Source organism: Arthrobacter sp. UCD-GKA (assembly GCF_001863355.1).
In the GTDB taxonomy this organism is placed as follows: domain Bacteria; phylum Actinomycetota; class Actinomycetes; order Actinomycetales; family Micrococcaceae; genus Paeniglutamicibacter.
In genome coordinates, this window is record NZ_MOLR01000005.1 from 120,593 (window position 1) to 139,581 (window position 18,989).

Annotated in this window: 9 protein-coding genes; 5 read left to right on the forward strand and 4 right to left on the reverse strand. The window is 68.2% G+C overall.

Annotated elements, in window-relative coordinates; all coding sequences use genetic code 11:
• Positions 1 to 9 precede the first annotated feature (9 nt).
• Genes BLJ79_RS10240 through BLJ79_RS10250 form a run of 3 tightly spaced genes read right to left on the reverse strand, consistent with a single transcriptional unit; the run spans position 10 to position 8,748 of the window.
• The gene (locus BLJ79_RS10240; RefSeq protein ID WP_071214646.1) at positions 10 to 4,317 is read right to left on the reverse strand and encodes a type VII secretion EssC family protein; all 4,308 of its coding nucleotides are present in this window, start codon (positions 4,315 to 4,317) and stop codon (positions 10 to 12) included.
• A gap of 34 nt (positions 4,318 to 4,351) precedes the next feature.
• The gene (locus BLJ79_RS10245) at positions 4,352 to 5,686 is read right to left on the reverse strand and encodes a type 1 periplasmic-binding domain-containing protein (RefSeq protein WP_071214647.1); all 1,335 of its coding nucleotides are present in this window, start codon (positions 5,684 to 5,686) and stop codon (positions 4,352 to 4,354) included.
• Entirely contained in the window at positions 5,683 to 8,748 is a 3,066-nt protein-coding gene (locus BLJ79_RS10250) for a hypothetical protein (protein WP_071214648.1), read from the reverse strand. The genes BLJ79_RS10245 and BLJ79_RS10250 overlap by 4 nt, the downstream gene beginning before the upstream one ends.
• Positions 8,749 to 9,008: 260 nt before the next feature.
• Between BLJ79_RS10250 and BLJ79_RS10255 the strand changes: the two genes are divergently transcribed.
• The 5 genes from BLJ79_RS10255 to BLJ79_RS10275 all read left to right on the forward strand — a co-directional run bounded on the left by BLJ79_RS10255 (position 9,009) and on the right by BLJ79_RS10275 (position 18,328).
• A complete protein-coding gene (locus BLJ79_RS10255; protein ID WP_071214649.1) occupies positions 9,009 to 9,290 on the forward strand; it encodes a pyrophosphorylase in 282 nt (93 codons plus the stop codon).
• Positions 9,291 to 9,445: 155 nt separating this feature from the next.
• The gene (locus BLJ79_RS10260; RefSeq protein WP_071214650.1) at positions 9,446 to 14,884 is read left to right on the forward strand and encodes a DUF6531 domain-containing protein; all 5,439 of its coding nucleotides are present in this window, start codon (positions 9,446 to 9,448) and stop codon (positions 14,882 to 14,884) included.
• Positions 14,881 to 15,810: a hypothetical protein gene (locus BLJ79_RS10265; RefSeq protein WP_139194818.1), complete on the forward strand. Its 930-nt coding sequence runs from the start codon at positions 14,881 to 14,883 to the stop codon at positions 15,808 to 15,810. Before BLJ79_RS10260 ends, BLJ79_RS10265 begins: the two co-directional genes overlap by 4 nt.
• A 917-nt stretch (positions 15,811 to 16,727) precedes the next feature.
• On the forward strand, positions 16,728 to 17,861 hold the full coding sequence (locus BLJ79_RS10270; RefSeq protein WP_071214652.1) for an LPXTG cell wall anchor domain-containing protein: 1,134 nt from the start codon (positions 16,728 to 16,730) through the stop codon (positions 17,859 to 17,861).
• A 38-nt stretch (positions 17,862 to 17,899) separates the two neighbouring features.
• Positions 17,900 to 18,328, forward strand: coding sequence for an SRPBCC family protein (locus tag BLJ79_RS10275; RefSeq protein WP_083411192.1), 429 nt, complete (start codon positions 17,900 to 17,902; stop codon positions 18,326 to 18,328).
• Between the two features lie 28 nt (positions 18,329 to 18,356).
• On the opposite strand, the gene BLJ79_RS10280 is transcribed toward BLJ79_RS10275, so the two are convergent.
• On the reverse strand, positions 18,357 to 18,857 hold the full coding sequence (locus BLJ79_RS10280; protein ID WP_071214654.1) for an Lrp/AsnC family transcriptional regulator: 501 nt from the start codon (positions 18,855 to 18,857) through the stop codon (positions 18,357 to 18,359).
• Positions 18,858 to 18,989: the final 132 nt, after the last annotated feature.

Genomic DNA, 18,989 nt, shown 5'->3' on the forward strand with positions numbered 1-18,989 from the left:
CGGAACGGCTCAGGCGCCGGGAGCGGCGCCCGGGCCCATGGCCTGGATGAAGGCCGGGGCCCCGCCGACGCAGAGGTAGCCGCGGCCCGGGGTCACCGCCACCGGTGCGCGGCGCGGCAGGGTCACCCCGAGCAGCTCGCCGTCGTAGTCGACGTCGGGAACCAGCAGCACCCCGCAGCGGGACTTGCGCAGCGTCTTGGTCCAGTGCGAATACAGGCCCCGCAGGTCCGCGGAGCGGCCCGCGGCGATCACGCAGACCCGCGCCGAGGAGGCCAGCAGGTTCGCCAGCGCCGCATCGGAGTCCTCGAAGCGCTCCGCGTCGTCGACCAACAGCACCACCGGCCCGCGCTCGAGCCGGATCGAGGCCAGCAGCGCCGGCAGGTCCTCCGCGCCCACCGCCACCTTGTCCAGGTCGGCGGTGGCCAGCGGGGAACGCCTGTCGCAGGCGCCCCAGACCGCAACCGGCTGCCCGCTGGCGGCGGCCGAGGCGCGGATCGACTCGGCCAGGGCCAGCAGCAGCGTGGACTTGCCCGAACGCGCGGGCCCGGCGATGAGCACATGCTCGCCCTCGTAGACCTCCAGCACGCCGGGGGCCAGGTCCTCCTCGCGCAACCCGACCGGGAAGCGCCACGGCTCCCCGTCCAGCGACGCCGGGGCGCCGAGTTCGGCAACGGTGAGCTGCTCGGGCAGCCTGCCGATTGCCGCGGGCTTCGGCTCCGCATCCGCCCAGCGCTCCGCCACCCGCTCCACGGCGGCGGCCAGTCCGCTGCCGGGGGTGGCCACGTGCATCTGGCGCAACGATCCGGCATCCACGCAGCGGCCGGGGACCGCGGCCGGGATGTTGGACCCGCGCACGCCCAGGGCCGAGTAGTCGTAGGGGTCCGCCAGCCGGTAGAGCCACTTCTGGACGGTGACCTCGTCGATGGCCGAGGGCACCGCCTTGGCGCGGGTGGTGGACACGGCGAAGTGCAGGCCCAGCGCCGGGCCGTCGGCGTAGGCCCGGTTCAGCGCGTCGAGCAGGCCCTGCCCGTCGTAGTCGGCGAATTCGTCGCGCAGCGTGGCCAGCCCGTCGATGAGCACCAGGGTTTCGCGGCGGGCGCCGGGATCCGCGCGGCGGCGGAGCAACTCGGTGCGCAGGTGGCGCAGGAAGCGGGCCTGCTGTTCCCGGGAGCCGGGGCCGGTGCCCACGTAGGCGGAGGTGTGCGGCAGGCCGGCCAGCGGGGCCAGGGCACGGGACCCGGTGTCAAGCACCAGCAGGTCCAGCTCGCGGGGGTCGGTGGCGGCCGCGGCGGCCAGGGCCAGGGAGGCCAGCGTGGTGCTGGTGCCCGATCCGGCGATGCCCAGCAACAGCAGGTTGCCGCGGGCCAGGTCCCAGCCGGCCGGAGACTGGCGCTGGGCCTCCGGCTCGTCCTTCAGCGCGACCTCGATGGTGCGCCCGCGCACCGCGCCGATGACCGGAATCGTGGATGCCAGGCGCCCCGGCGCGGCTTCCGCCTCGGCGTCGGCGGGGTCGAAGCCGGCCAGGTCGACGCGTTCTCCCAGCGCCACGGGCCACACCGGCCGCGGCACCCCGAATCCCGCGTCCTCGTGGGCCTGGTTGATGGCCGCGATGAGCTCGTCCAGGTCGCTGGCCCCGGATTCGGTGCCCGGGGCCGGGGCCCGCACGGGGGCCGGATGCCCGAAGTGCCCGATGTCGTTGAGCACCAGCTCGGTGGAATCGGCCCGCGACGCGCGCCCGGTGACCAGCGCGGTCTGCACCCCGGTGATCTCGTCCTGCCCCAGCTTGATGTAGGCCCGACCGGTCTGCGCGCGAGTGATACCCGCGGCCGCCGGGACGCCGATGACGTTGGAGGAATCGTCGCGGCTCTGGACGCGCAGCGCCACCCGCAGGTTGGTGTTGGCCAGGATGTCGTCGTTGACCACCCCGGCGGGGCGCTGGGTGGCCAGGACCATGTGCACGCCCAGGGTTCGCCCGACCGCGGCGACGGAGACCAGCGAGGAGAGCACCTCGGGGAAATCCTTGGCGAGCATCGCGAACTCGTCGACCACCAGCAGCAGCCGCGGCATGGGCTCGTCCGGGTTGGTGGCCAGATAGGCATCGAGGTTGTCGATGTCCTCCCCGGCCGCGGCAAAGATCCGCTGGCGGCGGGCCATCTCCGCCTCGAGGGAGCGCAGGGCCCGGTCGGCCAGTTGCTCGTCGAGGTTGGAGATGGTGCCGATGGTGTGCGGCAGCGCCTCGCAGGCGGCAAACGCGGCGCCACCCTTGAAGTCGATGAGGATGAAGTTCAGCCGGGTGGCGTCGTTGCGGGCCGCGAGCCCGGCGACCAGGGAGCGCAGGAATTCGCTCTTGCCCGATCCGGTGGTGCCGCCGACCAGCCCGTGCGGCCCGTCCTTGACCAGGTCAAGGGACATCGTCCCGGATTCGGAGGTGCCGATGGGGGCGGAGAAGCCCGTGGCCTTGGCCCACGCCGCGCGGATCGACGCGGCATCGGGGGAGGGCATGCCCGGCAGCTCGGGCAGGCGCACCAGGGAGGGCAGCGCCGCCCCGGGCACCACCAGCTCGGGGTCGTCGAAGCGGGCCAGGTCCATGGCGCAGCGCTCGGCCGCGTCGAGGCCGAGGCCGGCGAGCACCACGTCGGGAACGACAGTGAGCTCGCCGAGGTCGTGCACGGATGCCGCAGCGTCGGCCCCGACGGTGATGACGGTGGTGCAGGCGGCGGGCAGCTGCTGCTCGGAGGCGGCGATCACGATGCCCGAGACCCGCGGTCCCTGCCCGGGGCCGCGCCCGCCCAGGCCCGGGATGGAGCGGCCGTGGCCCAAAAGCTCGCGCGCAGGGGCATCGCGGCCCTCGGTGAGCACCTCGGAATCGAGCACCAGCAGCGTGGTGCCGCCGGGGCGTTCGTCCAGGGATTCGCGCAGTGCGCGCAGCAGGGCGGCGCTGCGCTTGCGGTCGTCCGAGAGCCAGCGTTCGGAGCTGCCGGGCCGGCGGGTGTGCGGCAGCCAGGAGGCCCAGGCCCAGTCCTCGTGGCGCCCGCGGTCGCAGAGCACCGCGACGGACAGGTCTGCGGGCCCGGCGTGCACCGCGGCCTGGATGAGCAGCGAGCGGGCCAGGGCCAGGGCGCCGGCGCGGTCCCCGACGATGCCCACGACCCCGGCGTCGGTGAGGTCCACCAGCAGAGGTGCTGCGGGGATCCGGCTGGTGTCCAGGGCTTCGCGGACCAGCTTGTCGGGCACCGGGGCCGAGCGGTCGTCGAGCTTCGGGGCCCAGGGCACGTCCCCGGTCCCGGCGTTCAGCGCCAGGAAGCCCGCGGAGCCGGACCGCCGCTGCCACAGCCCGGTGGTGGGCATCGCGGCGATGCGCAGCACCGTGGCCGGGTCCGGGATCCGTGTGTGCCGGCGGGTTCCCTGGTCGGCGGCCGCGTCGGCGACCTCGGCGGCGAAGTCGGCCAGGGCCGCGGCGAACCTTTCGTCCTCTTCCTTGAGGTTCCTTTTCCGGCGGTGCTTCTGCTCGAAGAACATGCCCACGGCCATGACCGGGCTCAGCGCGGCGAACATCGCGAAGCGGGCGTCCCCGAGCATCAGGACCATGGCCCCGGCCAGCAGCAGCGGGGCCAGTACCGTGATGTAGCTGAACTTGGAGGCCGGCGGGACGTCCTTGCGCACCGGCGCGGACAGCGGGTCGGGTTCCGGCGGGGTGCCGGGACGCGGGGGCCGGTTGAAGGGCGCGGTGGCGGCGGGGGTGAGGTTGTGCAGCGACCCGGGTTCCGGGGCCGGGCTTTCGACGAGGGCCGGGCGCAGCAGCACCGTCGTGCCGCCCATGAGCAGGGTGGCGGGCGCGGTGAGCAGGACTCCGTCCTGGTCCACCGGTTGCCCGGCGAGCAGCGTGCCGTTGGTCGAGCCGGCGTCCCGCACGCGTACGCCGTCGCCCTCGAGCTGCACGCTGGCGTGGTGCCAGGAGGCGCTTTCGGTTCCTAGCACCAGATCCGCCTGCGGGGAGCGGCCGATGACCAGCGGGCGGTGGGCCGGCAGCGGGACGATGGTCCCGGCGTCCAGGCCGCCGGAGACGGTGGCGCTCCAGCCGCGCAGCGGCTCCGGGCGGGGGACCGGGGCCAGGGAGATGGTGCTGCCCTCCAGCAGCAGCAATTCCGACAGCGGGGTGTCGGCGGGCACCGCGGCGGCATCCACGTACAGCGTGGAGCCGGGGGCCGGGGCGGCGGCGCCGGCGGACACCAGCAGCTGCGCGAGCGTCGTGGCCGGGGCGAAGCCGCCCAGCTCCCGGTCGAGCCGCTGGCCATCGGTCTGGATCAGCACGCGCACCGGGCGCTCCTTTCGTCGGGGGGAACCTAAGGGCTCAGTCTATGGCCGGGCGCGCAAACCAGGAGGCGGGTACGCGGCCGGACGAACCCTGCGGGCGCAGGCCCAGGTCCTGGTCCGAGAGCTGCAGCACCGTTGCTTCCCCGTCCAGGGCATCGGGGCCGGCGAAGTCCAGCGGGGTGCCGGCGATGCCGTCCGCGGGGCCCAGCTCCAGGGTGCCGAGGGCCTGGGCGACGTTGGTCGGATTGTTGCTGCCGGCGGCGGAGACCGCACGGACCAGGGCCACCACGGCGTCGTGGCTGCGCGAGTCCGCGGCCCCGGCGACCTCGGCGAAGCCCAGGTCCCCGGTGAGGTTCTTCGCTTCCTTGTCCTGGGCCAGGACCCGCAGGCCGGCGAGGAACCCGGACATGGCCCGTCCGGAGTCGTCGGGTCGCAGGGCCGCCGCGTCGCCGGAGTCGGTGCCCACGGTGGACAGCCTGCCCGAGGCGGTGCCGCCGGCCTGGGCGAGGCCGAAGGAGAACGCGGGGCTGGTGGCCCCGGGCGTCAGCACCACGGGGACGGTGACGTTGGCCGACTGCAGGGCGTGGACCACGGTTGCCTGCTGCGTCGGGTTGCCCGAAAGCAGGATGGCGTCGGCCGGGTTGGAAACCGGGGCGCGCCCCGGGGTGCCGTCGGCTTTTGCGGGTTCCGCCACCCCCGTGCGGCGGGCCACATCGGCGGCCAGCGTTTCGGCGTCGGCTCCCGGCTCGAAGGAAATGCTTGCGGAGACGTCCACGGAATCCGGGGCCCCGCCGCCGGCGTCGATGAGCAGCGGGCGCCGGGCGCCGGTCAGGGCCGAGGACAGGGCCTTGGAGAGCTGCGCCTGCGTGGGGCCCGTGCGCCAGGCGGGCCCGGCGGATTCGATCTTGCCCGCGTCATAGGGAAGCAGCACAGGGACCCCGGCGTCCGCCGCTGCCGAGAGCGCGTCGGGCACCTGCGGGCCGTCGGTGGCCACCACGATCCCGGCGACGTTCTCGGAAACCAGCTTTTCCACGGCCTTGCGTGCGCCCTCGGCGGTGCCCCGGTCATCGGCGGTGGACAGGGTGACGGTCGTGCCGGAAAGGGAGAAGCGGTGCGCGGCTACCGCCGCGCCCTGGGCCGCGTCCTTCCACGCCGCGCCGGTCCCGGAGCCGAGCGTCACCACGACGCCGAGCGTGGTGTCGGCCGGGACGTTGGCGGCGGAAAGCGCCACCGGGACGCCTGACTCGACGGGTTCGCCGATTGCGGCGTCGGCCGGTCGGAACAAGAAGACCGACATGGCGATGACCGCAGCCACTGCCACGACAACAACCCCGGCGGAAATGAGCCTGCGCCGCGTTGCGAGACGGCTCACTTGGCGCTTCCCAGGCGGAAGGAATACAGCGTCTGGGTCGCGGCGCCCGCTGGCACCTCGAGGTGGAAGGTCGGCAGTTCCGACACAGCCTCGAGCGAGGCCTTGAACTGTGCCTGGCGCAGCAGGATCCCCGCGACGTCCTCGGCGCGCACATTGGCGTAGCCCTGGGCGTTCTTGGTGGCCAGCGCCAGCTGGTAGTCGGCCGTGTCGGCCTTCGCCGCGCTGGTGGCCATGGAGCCGAGCAGGCCGGAGCCGTTGACCTTGCGGTCGCCGAGGTCGAGCATGACCTTGGAAAGGCCGGAGGCCAACAACTTGGAGGCGCCCTCGACGTCCCGCGTCGAGGCCCCGGTGCTCCGCGCGATTCCCTCGAGCGAGGCGGCGGTCTGCTTGCTGACTGCCGCCGTGAGGCTGGCGTCCTGCTTGGCAAGTTCCGCGTGCTGCTTGTCGACCGTGGTCTTGGCGTTGGCCTCGACGTCGCTTGCGGTGGCGGACAGGCCGGCAACCGAGCGGTCGAAGGCCTTTACGACTGCGTCGCTGCCCTCGGCTCCCTGTGCGGAGACGACGCGGATCTGGCTGTCGATCAGCGCTGTGACCTCTTCGGTCATGGCGTTCTGGGTGTCCGCGAAGGCCTTTTTGATGCCAGACTCGAGCTTGTCCTGTTGCTTGTCCAGGACCAGCAACCCCTCGCCGAGCCGATCCCGACTCCCTTGGGCGCCTTCCAATGTCTTGCGCAAGTTGGCGATGTCGCCCTTGATGCTGGAACCGCTCTTCACCGTGAATTCCAGCTCGTCGATGCTCTTGCCGATGGCTTCGAGACCGACTTCTACATCCTTGATGGAGTCTTGGAGTGGTTTACCGTCGACGGGTGCATCAGTCAACGAGGTCACCCTTTCAAGGGCCAGGGTCTGCGCCTCGGCGCGGTCGTCCCAGATCTTGGCCTGCTGGCCTACCCAGGTCTCCCAGGCCGCGGCCTGGTCGTCGGCTTGCTCGGCGCGAGCGTCAGCCTGTGTCTCCAGTTCTGTGGCGTGGTCGGTCAAATCCTGTGCCTGGTCGGCTAGCTGGGCCTTCTGCTCGGCCAATTGCTCGTCCAACGGGTCTTCCCCGAACAGCTTGGGCTCGCTGGTGGTTCCGGGGCAGGGAACAGAGGTCAGTTCCGCTCGAATGTCGTTGAATTCGTTCTGTTCGGTCCGGGGCGTCTTTTTCTCTTCCGCAGCGATCAGGCGGCATAACTTCTCGGCCAAGGCGTCGTTTCGCTTGTCCATGGCCGTATTCTGCCCGAGCAAGTCCTTGTTCCGTTCGAGCATGGTGTCGAGCGGGTTCTTGTCTTCGAGCGGCTCGTAGATCCAAGGGTTGGTCAGCTTGTGGTCGCCGCCCTTGATAAGGTTTGCGGCGGCCTGACTGGCGGCAAGAATGTCATCAATTCGGGTTTGTTCGGCCGAGACGAAGGAGTCGACGTCGTCTTTCAGATTGGCCAGCGGTGTCCCAGCGTCATCGGCAGTGGCCCGGAGCGCCTTGATGGCGTCGTCGAAGGCCTTCTCGTCGTCTGCTTTTCCGTTGGATTCGGCCTGGTCCAGTGCGGTGAGCTGCTTGGAAAGCTCATCGATTCCGTCGGAAAGGCTTCTGTGGCGTGCCAGTGCGCCAGTGATGATCTCCGGATCCAAAGAGGCGACCAGGTCGTCTCCCTGGCCCACCAGCTTCAACAGGGCGCCGGTCACGGTGATCGACGAAGCATGGAACGCGCAGGTCAGGGACGCCTCGGTGCAGTTCTTCGCGTTCGGCTGGGCCGGGCCCACTGTCTTCTGCAGGGCGTTGGCCACTTCGTCGCGGCAACCGGCGGTCGAGCGGGCATAGCCGTCCAGCTGGGCGGACATCAGCACGAGGCTGGAGTAGACCGTCGCGGTTTCGCCTGCGGGTGCAACGATGGCTGCGCAGCCGTTGCCCTTGATCGTTGCCTTCGGCACGCCGACCGAGGTGTCGCCCAGCATGGCGTCGACGGTATTGACGGTCTGGGAGAGCTGCGCAAGGGTCGTGGTCTCTGCACCGGTCACGGTGGAATCGAGGTCGGTCTTGAGCGAGCCGAGCTGGTCTTTGAGCCCGCTAAGGGTTCCGGCCAGCGAATCGCTGCTCTCCTTCAGGTGCGCCGCGGTGCTCACGCCCAGGGTCTTTGAGGTGCTCTCGAGGTTGCCGCGCACATCGGTGATGGTGGCTCCGGCGCGACTGAGTACGTCGTTGACCTCGGCGATGAGGTCGATGGTGCGACGCTGCAGGGCAAGTTCGGAGGTAGGGCTGGTGTCGAACGCGGAGGCCAAGACGCCATCGACCGAGAGGTCAGTGGACATGCCGGGCTGCACGGCGAGATCGATGCCCGGGGTGGCGAAGTCGGTGACATCGGCGACCAGGCGCAGCGTGGTGCTGGCGCCCGTGGCCGGAGGTGCAAGGAGGGTGGCCCACTGGATGACGGCCTCGCCTTCGGGCGAGGAGCTGATGATGCCGTTGGTGCCGGCCGAACCGGAACCGGAATCGCCCACGATGTCACCGGGGGAGACCCCCGCAAGCACGGTCGAGGCGGCGATGGTCATCGGGGCACCCACGAGCGCCGGTTCGGTGCGGGATTGGCCCGCAACATCAAAGGTCACGTTCCGCGGGGCCACCGTCAGGTTTTCCACGGTCAACCCGATCTCGATCCGTCCGGTGTAGCCGGCCAGCTCCTCGAGATTGGTGCCGGTCTTCTCCGCGGTGCGGTACTGCGCGCTCACCCGGACGGGCAAGTCGCTGGCGACCTCGCCCGGGGAATATGAAGTGTCCGCGCTGGAGGAATCACCCGTGGTGTCATCCACCGAGATGGCGGTCCCGTTGACCGCCGAGATCGAACCGTTGGAGGCAAGGTCCACGTTTACCGACTGCAGCACGCGCGAGGGCGTGCCGACGACGTTGGGTGCGTTGGTGCACGCTGCGGTGAAGGCCACTGCAGCCACTGCCAGGATCGCGCCGGCCGCGCGGGCGGGCCTCGGGCCGGATGTTCGTCGTGCTGCGTTTTTCTTGGCTGGGCGTGTGCTTGCCACTTGCTCCCCTTCATGATTCAAATTCCTCTTGAATAATAGGTGGTGCATCGTCCGAATCGATAAACCCGCGCCGCAGCCAAATCCGTTCATTGACAAGTGAATGCGGCGTGTTGCGCCAAGTTGCCCGCATTCGCGCGGATGTTGGAAATGAGTGCCCCGCGTTACTTGGCCGAGCCTTGTCATCTTGTTAGTGTTATTTCGTTCGAGTCTCCGAATAGCGCATCGGCGCGGGGACATCACCAAGATTCTTGGAGGATTTCATGTCGCGTGTCCTATCAACGGAGCAGGCCAAGACGGCCATTCAGCAGATCCAGGCGATCATCAACGGCGGTTTCACCGACCAGATCAGCCAGTTGGATGCCCAGGGACGGGTCTTGTCGGACCCGAACGTGTGGGACGGCCCCCTGGCTTCCCAGTTCCGCGGTTCAACGTGGCCCGAGACGAAGGCCGCGCTGGACAAGGCACGCACCGAGCTTGAGCAGCTTCGAGGCCAACTGAACCAGATCTCGACGAATATCTTCACCGCGGGCGGCGGAAACTAGCCAGCCCCTGGAACGCCCCCATTGCCGCCACCAGGTGGCGCCGCCCCAGGCGGCGGGGGCGTTTTCCGTCGTTGTAGGTAAACCGAGGCCGCTGAGGTTCCTCGGGTCGTTGTTCGGGGACCTGCGGGTCCGCAGGCTGATGAGGGAGTTTTTACGTGGCCGATCTGGGGGTCTTTGACCATGACGTTGTGTTTGACAACGGGACGGCAGACGCCCTGATTTCGGCGTTCAACCTCGCCGCGTTGAGCATCGAGGAGCAGTCCGGATCCCGCTCCTCCATGGTGACGACGGCCGGAACCGAGTTCAAGGGGCACTTCTCGCAACTCTTCGCCGACAACGCACGCATCGCGTCCGCGGACGCGACAGAGCTCGCGGCACGCTTGCGCGAGGCAGCCACCGGCGCCAAGGCGTTGAAGGAAGAAGCCCACAAGGAAAACGAACGCCGCCGACTGGCCCGTGAATGGAAACAGCGCCGCGACGAACGCCAAGAAAACGTTCTCCTGAGGAAGTGGGATGAGTTCTTCGGCGAGGAAGATCCGCCCGTCGGGCCCCCGGCCCAGGAAGTGAGCATCCAGGCCTCGGCCCCCGTGACCGGGATCCGGCAGACACCGGCACCGGGCAGTGGTTCCAACACCGGCGTATCGGCGGCCCGCCCCAGCGACCTGCGCTCATTCGCCACCGGTTCGGCGAACCTGAACACCGAACTTGCAGGCCGGCCCGCGGCATTGCGCGGACACCTGGCGGACTTCGCGTCCCGCTGCAGCTACGGCTCCCTGCACGCCAACGGAGTCGTCAACGGCTTCGACAAGTGGCTCGAGGCCAACGACCAGGACGTGGCCTGGGCCCTGACCATCGCCAACGCCTTCGCCGCTGCCGGGGGCGAAGGAAACGTCTCGCGGCTTGCCGACTCGGCACTGCTGGCGGCGCTGGCGGCGCAAGGGGTCGGGGCGACCCGCCAGGACATCGCCATCGACGCGGCATTCGCCCTCGGAGCCCCTCCGACTACCGGCTATTCGATGGACCCGGTGAACACCTCCACCGGCAACTTCCTGGAAACCGAGGTCGACCTCGGATTCGCGGGAGCCGCGACGGCGCTGGCGGCCACGCGGACCTACAACTCCCTTGACGAGCGGACCGGGGCCTTCGGCCTCGGCTGGGCCTCGGTGTTCGACACCCGCCTCGAGCTGGAGGACGAGGGTGCCTGGATGGTGCTGGCCGACGGGCGCCACCTGTGGTTCCCACGCCTCGGCGAGGGCTGGGACCGGGCCGACGGGGAGAGCTCCTGGCTGGCCCGGGAAATCCTGAACGACGGGGTACGCGCCAAATACGCGGCGGAATCCGCCGAGGTCCTCGTGGTGCGCGACAACGCAGGTGCCCGCTGGGTGTTCACCACGGCCGGGACCTGGCTGTCCTCGGACACCGGCCCCGGGACCGCGCTGCTGGCGCGCCGGGACGCCGAGGGACGCATCTCCGAGCTGGCCCACGAACGCGGACGCTGGGTGCGCACCGAATTCTCGGGGGACCGGATCGCGGCGCTTGCAGCCTCCGACGGACGCCGCATGGAGTTCGAGTACGACGGGAACGGGCAGTTGCTCTCCGCCGCCGGACCGGGCGGGGTGCGCAGCTACCGCTGGAACGATGCGGGCCTGATCGAAGCGGTCACCGACGCCGCCGGCGTCGAAGAGGTGGTCAACTCCTACGACGGGCACTCACGGGTGCAGACCCAGGTCTCGGCCTTCGGCCGGGTCACCCGCTTCGCCTACCTGCCCGGCCGCCTCACCGTGGTCTCCGATGCGGACGGGACCCGTTCCAATGCCTGGATCGCCGATGCCAGGGGGCGCCTGGTCGGCATCATCGACGCGGATGACAACCGGCAGTCCATGAGCTACGACAGGTACGGCAACCTGGTCTCCGCCACCGAGCGCGACGGTTCCCTGACCGTGCACGCCTACGACCGGCGCGGCCGCAAGATCCGCACGCTCACTCCGAGCGGGGCCGACATCACCTACGGCTACGACGAGGCCGACCGCCCGGTGACAGTGGTGACCGAATCCGGCGCCACCGTGCACTACGAATACGCGGACGACTCCTCGCGCAACCCCTCGCTCATCATCGATCCCGAGGGCGGGCACACGCAGCTGCACTGGCGCGAGGGCCTGCTGGAGAAGGTCGTCGACCCGGTCGGGGTAACCCTGGCTTTCGGCCACGACGCGCACGGGGACCTGTCCACCATCACCAACGCGTTCGGGAACACCGCCACCCTGCACCGCGATGCCGCCGGCCGGGTCACCGAGGCGGGGTCCCCGGGCGGCGCCCGGACCACCTACCGGTATGACGCAAGCGGTCGGCTGGTCTCCCGCCGGGACGCGGACGGGGCGCTGTGGAAGTTCGAGTACGCGCCCGGCGGCGCCCTGGCGGTTGTCACCGACCCACTCGGTGCCCGCACCGAAATGCATTACGGCCCCCACGGGCAGCTGGCCAAATCCGTCGACCCGCTGGGCCGCGCCGTCACACGCAGCTTCGACGACTTCGGCCTGGTCACGGGCGTCGAGCTGCCCGACGGCGCCCGTTGGGGCTTTGCCCACGACGCGCTCTCGCGCCTGACGCAGGTCACCGACCCGGCCGGGCACTCCTGGTCCCGCGAGTACAACAAGAACGGCGAGCTCACCGCGGTGGTGGACCCGACCGGCGTGCGCCAGCAGATCTCGGCGGACGCGGCCTCCGGAACCGTGACCGTGCAGGACGCCTTCGAGCGCAACAGCGTGCGCTGCGACGAGTTCGGCCGGCCCGTGGCGACCGAGCGGCCCGACGGCAGCACCGAGCTGGTCACCTACGACGCATGCGGCCGCCCGGTTGAACTGGTGGACGCCGAGGGCGGGCTGACCCTGCTGCGCCGCGACGCCGCCGGCCGGGTCATCGAGCACCGTTCCCCGGGCGGGGCCGTCACGGACTTCGAGTACGACGCCGCGGGCCGCCCGGCCGCGAGCATCGACCCGACCGGTGCGCGCACCACCCTGGAATACGACGCCGACTCCCGCGTCGTCGCCCGCGTCTTCCCCGGCGGGGAAACCGAGCGCCTGGGATACGACGCCGTGGGCAGGGTTGCCTCGCGCTACACCCCGGGCCGCGGCACCTCGCGTTTCGAGTACGACCTGGCCGGGAGGATGGTCCGGGCCGTTGATTCCTCTTTCGGTCGGCGCAAGTTCCGCTACGATGCGGCCGGCCAACTCATCGAGGCCGTCAACGGACTGGGCGGGGTGACCCGCTACGAATACGATGCGCGCGGCCGCCTGGTCACCGTCACCGATCCGCTGGGCGCCACCACGCGCCGAGGCTACAACGAAGCCGACCAGGTCGTTGGCGAGACCGATCCACTGGGCCGGAGCACGACCGCGGGATTCGACCCGGCCGGGCGCCAGCTGTGGCAGTGCGATCCGGAGGGGCGGCGCACCGAATGGCGCTACGACGAAGCCGGCCGCCAGGTCTGGCTGGGTGTCGACGGGCAGCAGCTGATGCAGGTCAGCCGCGATGCACGCTCCAGGACCGTGCGGATCTCCGACCGCACCCGGGAAGACGGGGCCGCGGTCGAGCAGTTGCTGCGCTTCAACCGGCGAGGGCAGCTCATCCAGCGGCTGCGCAACGGGGCCGGTCCGTCGTGGGAATACGACGCGGACGGCAACCGCACCGCGATGGTCGACCCGCTGGGAACCCGCACCGAGTTCGGCCATGATGCCGCCGGGCGCGTGGTGGTCGTCAAGCATCCGGTCTTCGGCCGCATTGCCTACGAGCGGGATGCCGCCGGGCGGATGGTCGGCGCTGTCGCCAGCGACGCGGTCCAAAACTGGGACTACGCCGAGGGTGCATTGGTGCGCCATACGACGACCACCGTCGACGGGGTGACCGAGACCCTCATTCGCCGCGACGCCGACGGACGCATTGCCGCGATCCTGGCCGACGGCACCGAGACCCGCTTCTTTTACGACGCCGCGTGCCAACTGGAACGTTCGGTCCGCGGGGATGGCGTGGTGTCCGAGTGGCGCTACGACCTTTCCGGCCGGCTGGTCGCAGAATCCGTTCAAGGGCTCGGCGCCGAGCTCGCCTATGACGCTGCGGGCCAGTTGCGTTCCCGCACCGACGCCGCCGGTGCCAGCACCTATGCCTACGACGGCTTGGGCCGCCGGACCGAGGCCGTTGCCCCCGATGGTTCGGTGCGGTCCTTCGAATGGTCCCCCGCGGGCTGGCTGGGTGCCGTGGCCACGGAGGATTCCGCCGGGGAAACGTCCCGCAGCGATTTGTGGGTTGACGCCCTTGGCGAGCTGGCAGAGGTTGATGGCTCCGCGGTGTGGTGGGACTCTGCGGAGGTTGCCCCCCGCCTGATGTCCGTGGGCGACCAGTCCGTGGTGGCACTGCCCGGCGGAGTGACAGCCGTCGGCGGCACGGTGCTCTCGGCCGGGTGGCGCAGTGCGCACCCGACGCAGGCGGGCAGCCCGTGGGGCATGGCAGCGGATGCGCTTCCGGGGATCCCCCCGGGGTTGGCCGTGGGCGCTTCCGGCGGATTGCAGGTGGCCGGGCTGGACTGGTTCGGCGCCCGCACCTACGACCCGTTGACGCGTGGGTTCCTGTCGGTTGATCCGCTGGATCCGGTGGCGGGTTCGGGCTGGGCCGGAAACCCGTATTCGTTTGCCGGCAACGACCCGTTGCATGCGATCGATCCGCTCGGCTTGCAGGCCGTGACCGAGGCGGAGCTGCAGGCGTACCGCGACGGCAACAATGGCGCCCTGGCCGCCGCCGGCGACTGGTGTGCTGACAACTGGGAGTATTTCGCAGGTGGCGCCATGGTGGTGGCCGGTGGGGTCCTCATGGCAACCGGTGTGGGTGGACCAGCGGGCATGATGCTCATTGGAGCCGGGGCCGACGTGATTATCCAAAAAGCCACGACGGGTGACGTCAACTGGGGCCAAACCGCCGTCATGGGGTTGGCCGGAGGATTGGGCGGCCTGGCCATGGCGGGGCGTCTTGGGTCGGCGGGGGTTACCGGGATCAAGGCTGCCGTAGGGGAAGGCATAGCCTCAGGCGCGGCTTCCGGTGGGACCGGAAACGCTTACAACTATGCCACTGGACCGGGGCCGCATACGGCGACTGGGTTCTTGGGCGCCACCGGAATGGGTCTACTTGGCGGTGGGGCCATGGGCGGTGCAGGAGCAGGCGTCGGTCATAAGATAGCGGGTCGACTCCTGGCGCCTCTGACGACGCGCCCCCAGGCCGACACCATCGTTATGGGGCGCTGGATGGAAGGGCGCGTAATACCATATGCGGATGCCCACGATTATGGTTACTACAACGCCACACCGCAGCGCGTTCATAATTTCTTTAAAGATCACACCAGTGAAGCGTTCACGGAGAAGGTTGACTTAGCGTTCAATAAGGTTTGGATAAATGGGCAGATTAGACAAGGAAAAACGATCGTAGATATCGGGGAGTCGGGTCCCGCTCCGAGCGTGTACTACAACATGGAGCTTGAGTCCGTAAACGGCTACCCAAATTATGTCCAAGACACCCAGCGGCCCGTCCATTTGGGCAGGCTCTTGGGATGAAAGAGCTAATTGTGAGTAGTCCAAGGTTTCGTGTCCGCCGGATATTCATCCCGGATATGCATCGTTCATCTGCGGCCGTGTATGAGGTGGAGGCCGTTCCACGGGGTGCGTCCATTCCGGCGTTCCGTCTGCGGACGCGGTTTCCGGCAGATGTCATGAGCGTGAAGCGGGAACCCGGAAGCAAGCTGGGTGCCTCGAACCTGATTGATGCGCAGGATGCGGCAAGGGTTGTCGAGGCAGCCGATCGCTCGGCTGGCAGGCGTTGGCCCTTGTGGGCCATGCGTGCCAAGCGCGAGGAACAGGGGCCGTGGCGCGGGTTGGATGGAGATGATGCCGAACCCCTATGGCCCGATTCGGACGATGCGACGCGTGCCGATCTCATGCAGTGCCAATGGGTGGCCGAGTGGTTCAGCCGTCTTTTGGGCGAGTCGAGGGTCTTGGATGTGTATTCGCTTCTTGGCCAGGGTCTTGCGGGTCCTGCCATGGGGCGGCTCATTTCGGTGTCGGTCGACCAGAATTTGTCGGTTCCGCGCAGGTATGCGGTCGCGCTGGACCGAATGGCGCGGCGGTTTGGGGTTGCGGAGAGTGAGGTCTCTTCCTTGTGGGCCCTGGTTCCTGAATCGGACGACGTGAGCTCGTGGTCCGGGCTACTTCCTGTCCCGCGGGTGAGGGCGCGCTGGGTGGGCGCTGGTTCCGAGCAGATGGTGGAAATCGAATTCACGCCAATTCGTGCGTCGGTTCCGGAATGGACGGTGCTGAAAAGGTGCCCTTCGGGTTGGGCCCCTGGGCCGAACGAGGCCCACAAGCTGATCGGCGAGTTGCTCGATCGGGACTTCGCGAGCAGCATCATCAGCGGCATCGCGGACGACCAGTTTGCCCCGGACCATCGGTGGCAGTCTCTATACCCCCAAGACGAACTGAGCTGATTGGACGTTTCCATCGGGCTTGGGCTGCCGAGGACTTCGGCGATTACGCCGCGGAATGGTGCATCCGGTGCAACTAGTGCGATCGACAAGCCCATTCATGATCGCTTCGAACATCACATGCGGCCGGACTGGCGGCGGCGATGCCCGAGGCCACATGGTGGTCTACTACTATCCGGGTACGAGGAAAGAAGACTCCTGGAGCATCCTGACAACACCGGGTGCTGAGTCGGGCAGCACCGACGTTGTTATTGGCGAGCTGAAGGGATCGTGCACCTTCGAGGAAACTTCACGCCGGGAGGCAGCCGTTGCTGCCGCACGGTATTTTGCGGAGACCGGTGAAGCGGATCCGAACCCGACATGGTTCACCTCGCCGGAGGTATATGATCGGCGGCCATGGTCGGCGAGTTGCTCGATCGGGACTTCGCGAGCAGCATGATTGACGGCATCGCGGACGACCGTTTTGCCTCGGTCCCTCGGTGGCAGTCTCTATACTCCGCGACGAATTGAGCTGGCCCAGCATGAAGGCCGCTGTGGGCCGGATCCAGGCCAGGAAGCTGGGCCTTGGCTTGATCGAGACATTGGACAGCCTTCATCCCGTGGCCAAGCCCAATGAAAAAAAGTTCGCTGCGCTCGGGGCGGCACTTTAAGAGATTCGGAAAACTAAGCATCGGGCGAGCCTGATGCGGCAAATTCCTTCTGGTTATTCGTCGGCGACGAACCGACTTTAGTGAGCCAGAATCCCTCGGCCCGGGTCCCTGTGAAGCCGTTGCCAAATCGTGACTGGTGGAAACCCGTTCGGTGCCATAGATTGATCTCCAACGTCGTTGTCGCGCCACACTTCAATAGGGATCTGACCGCTGGTTTCTTGGTGTTGATTCCTGCTTTCACCGCATTGGCCCTGGGACAGGAACGCACAAATGACAAAGAATCTCCGCACCGCGCTGCTCGCCACCGCTGTGGCCTCCGGGTTGCTGCTCAACTCGGCCCCCGCGCAAGCGCAGATCCTCGAGGGCGAGGCTGAACCAACGCAAGGTGCGGTGACCGAAAGCATCCAAAAACCCACCGTGTCCGTTGCTGAAACCGCCGACGAAGAACCGAATCCGGCGACCGCGCCGGACCTTGGCGATGCTGCCGCGGAAAACCAGGAAGCGGTTGGCGTCGAAGCCGTCCAAGACGAATCCCAAGTCGATGCCCAGCAGGCCTCCCCGGGAAGCGACTCGGCCTCGGAGCCGTCTGAAACACCGGTTTCGCCGGATGGCGATGCGGTTGAGACCCCCGACGGCGTTGCCGTATCCGAAACCCTGGGCACCGGTCCGGTCACCGACACCGATTCGGACGGCACTACGGGTCTCGCGACTGCACCTGCCGTGGAGCCGACGCCAACCGGACCGACATCCACGCAGTCCGAGGGATCCGGAGGGCCCGAAAGCGAAGTAGGCGATGCTACCGAGGTTGAGGGTGACGTCGTTGATCTGCCGTGGTGGCTCAAGGGAATCGAGATCCCGGAAGGCGCGGAAAACTGGACCGATGCCCAGTGGGAGGACTTCATCATGCAGGTCGCCCAAGAGCTCGAGAACGAGCCTGCTTTCCAGGACCTCGATTCCATCATTGGAGAACTCGTTGAGCATGGCCGTGAAACGGATCTTGACGCGCTCTACGGGCACTTGCTATGGATGTTCGACGGCAACGAAGCCGCCGCACAGGAAGCATTTGAGGAGATCGTCTTCGGGTTGATCGAGAGCGGCGTGGTGGATGCCGGGATCCTCGATCCGAAGGAATCGGGGTCGCCCGAACCGTCAGCGAGGCCGGAACCGACGGAGCCCGCCGAAATCCCCAAGCCAGAGATCAAGCCCGCTGGCACGGTCACCAAGCCGGTCTTGGACCAGAAGCCGATCGTCAAGGCCGTCCTCAAACCGATCGTGAGTTCCCGGACCGGCGAGTTGGCCGAGACCGGATCCAGCGATGTATTGGTCTACGCCGGGGCGGGTGCCGCAATGCTCCTGCTCGGTGCCTTCGCGCTGCGAATGCGCAGGAAGCCCCGGGCCCACTAAGCGTTTCATTTTGGACCGACGCGTGACACGATTCGGCTATGACACAGTTTCAGGCTTTGGATACTCAGGAGCTGATTCACCTCTCGGTGACACGGGTGTGGGAACTACTCACCGACTGGGTTGCGGCCCCGAAGTGGATGCCTGGCGTCGACTCCATGGAACCGGAACAAATCACCAGCCCCGGWGCGGTGCTTGACTACCGCTCCGGGACCCACGAACGCCAGTTGCTCATCACGGAGCTGCACGAAGAGCGGGTCATTGCCCTGTCCTCCGGCGGCGGAGACATCAGCGTGCTCTACCGCTACGAGCTCACCGAGGAATCCGAGCAAACGCGCGTCCGGCTGACCATCAGCGTGGACGCGGCCGAGGAATTGCGGGACGAGGTCGGGGACCTGCTGGCCGCCATCGCAGGTTCCGAGGCCGGTACCTTGAAGTCGTTGCGTTCCTATGCGGAGGCAGCCCCGTAACGACGTGCCAGGCCTCGCCCAGCACGTGTCAGTTCGGGTTGGCGGCGGAAAGATGCTCGAAGACGATGTTGGTTTGCGTCGACGAGAACGCGGGGTTTGCACCGAGGTTCCCAGCCACGAAATCCCGCAGGGACTCGATGGAATCGGTGACGACATGGACCAGGATGTCCGGTGTCCCGCCAAGCACAAACACGTCCTGGACCTCGGGAAGCCCACGCAGGGTGCGTGCCGAATCCAGCATGGCGTCGCGTGCCTCGGACCGAACCACCACCGATATCATTGCGGCAATGCGCAGGCCCAGCTTGGCGGGATCGACATCTGCATGAAACCCGCGGATCACCCCGGCATCCTGCAACGCCCGGACGCGGCCCAGGCACGTGGACGGGGCAACCCCTGCGCGCGAGGCCAGAAGGTTGTTGGGGATGCGCGCGTCCGCGCTGAGCTCGCGAAGGATCCGCAGGTCGACATCATCGAGGCGAACAGCGTTCTGCCAGCTGGTGTGGTTCTTGATGGAACCAGAATTTAGCACGGAAAACTCCTGAGATCTTGGGCACTTGTTCAGTGCCCTATCTAGTGCACCATGAATAATTCTATGATGGGCATTCCCCGTCGTTGTTCGCCGAGCGATGGCAGGGACCCCGGCACGCATTCCAGAAAGGCC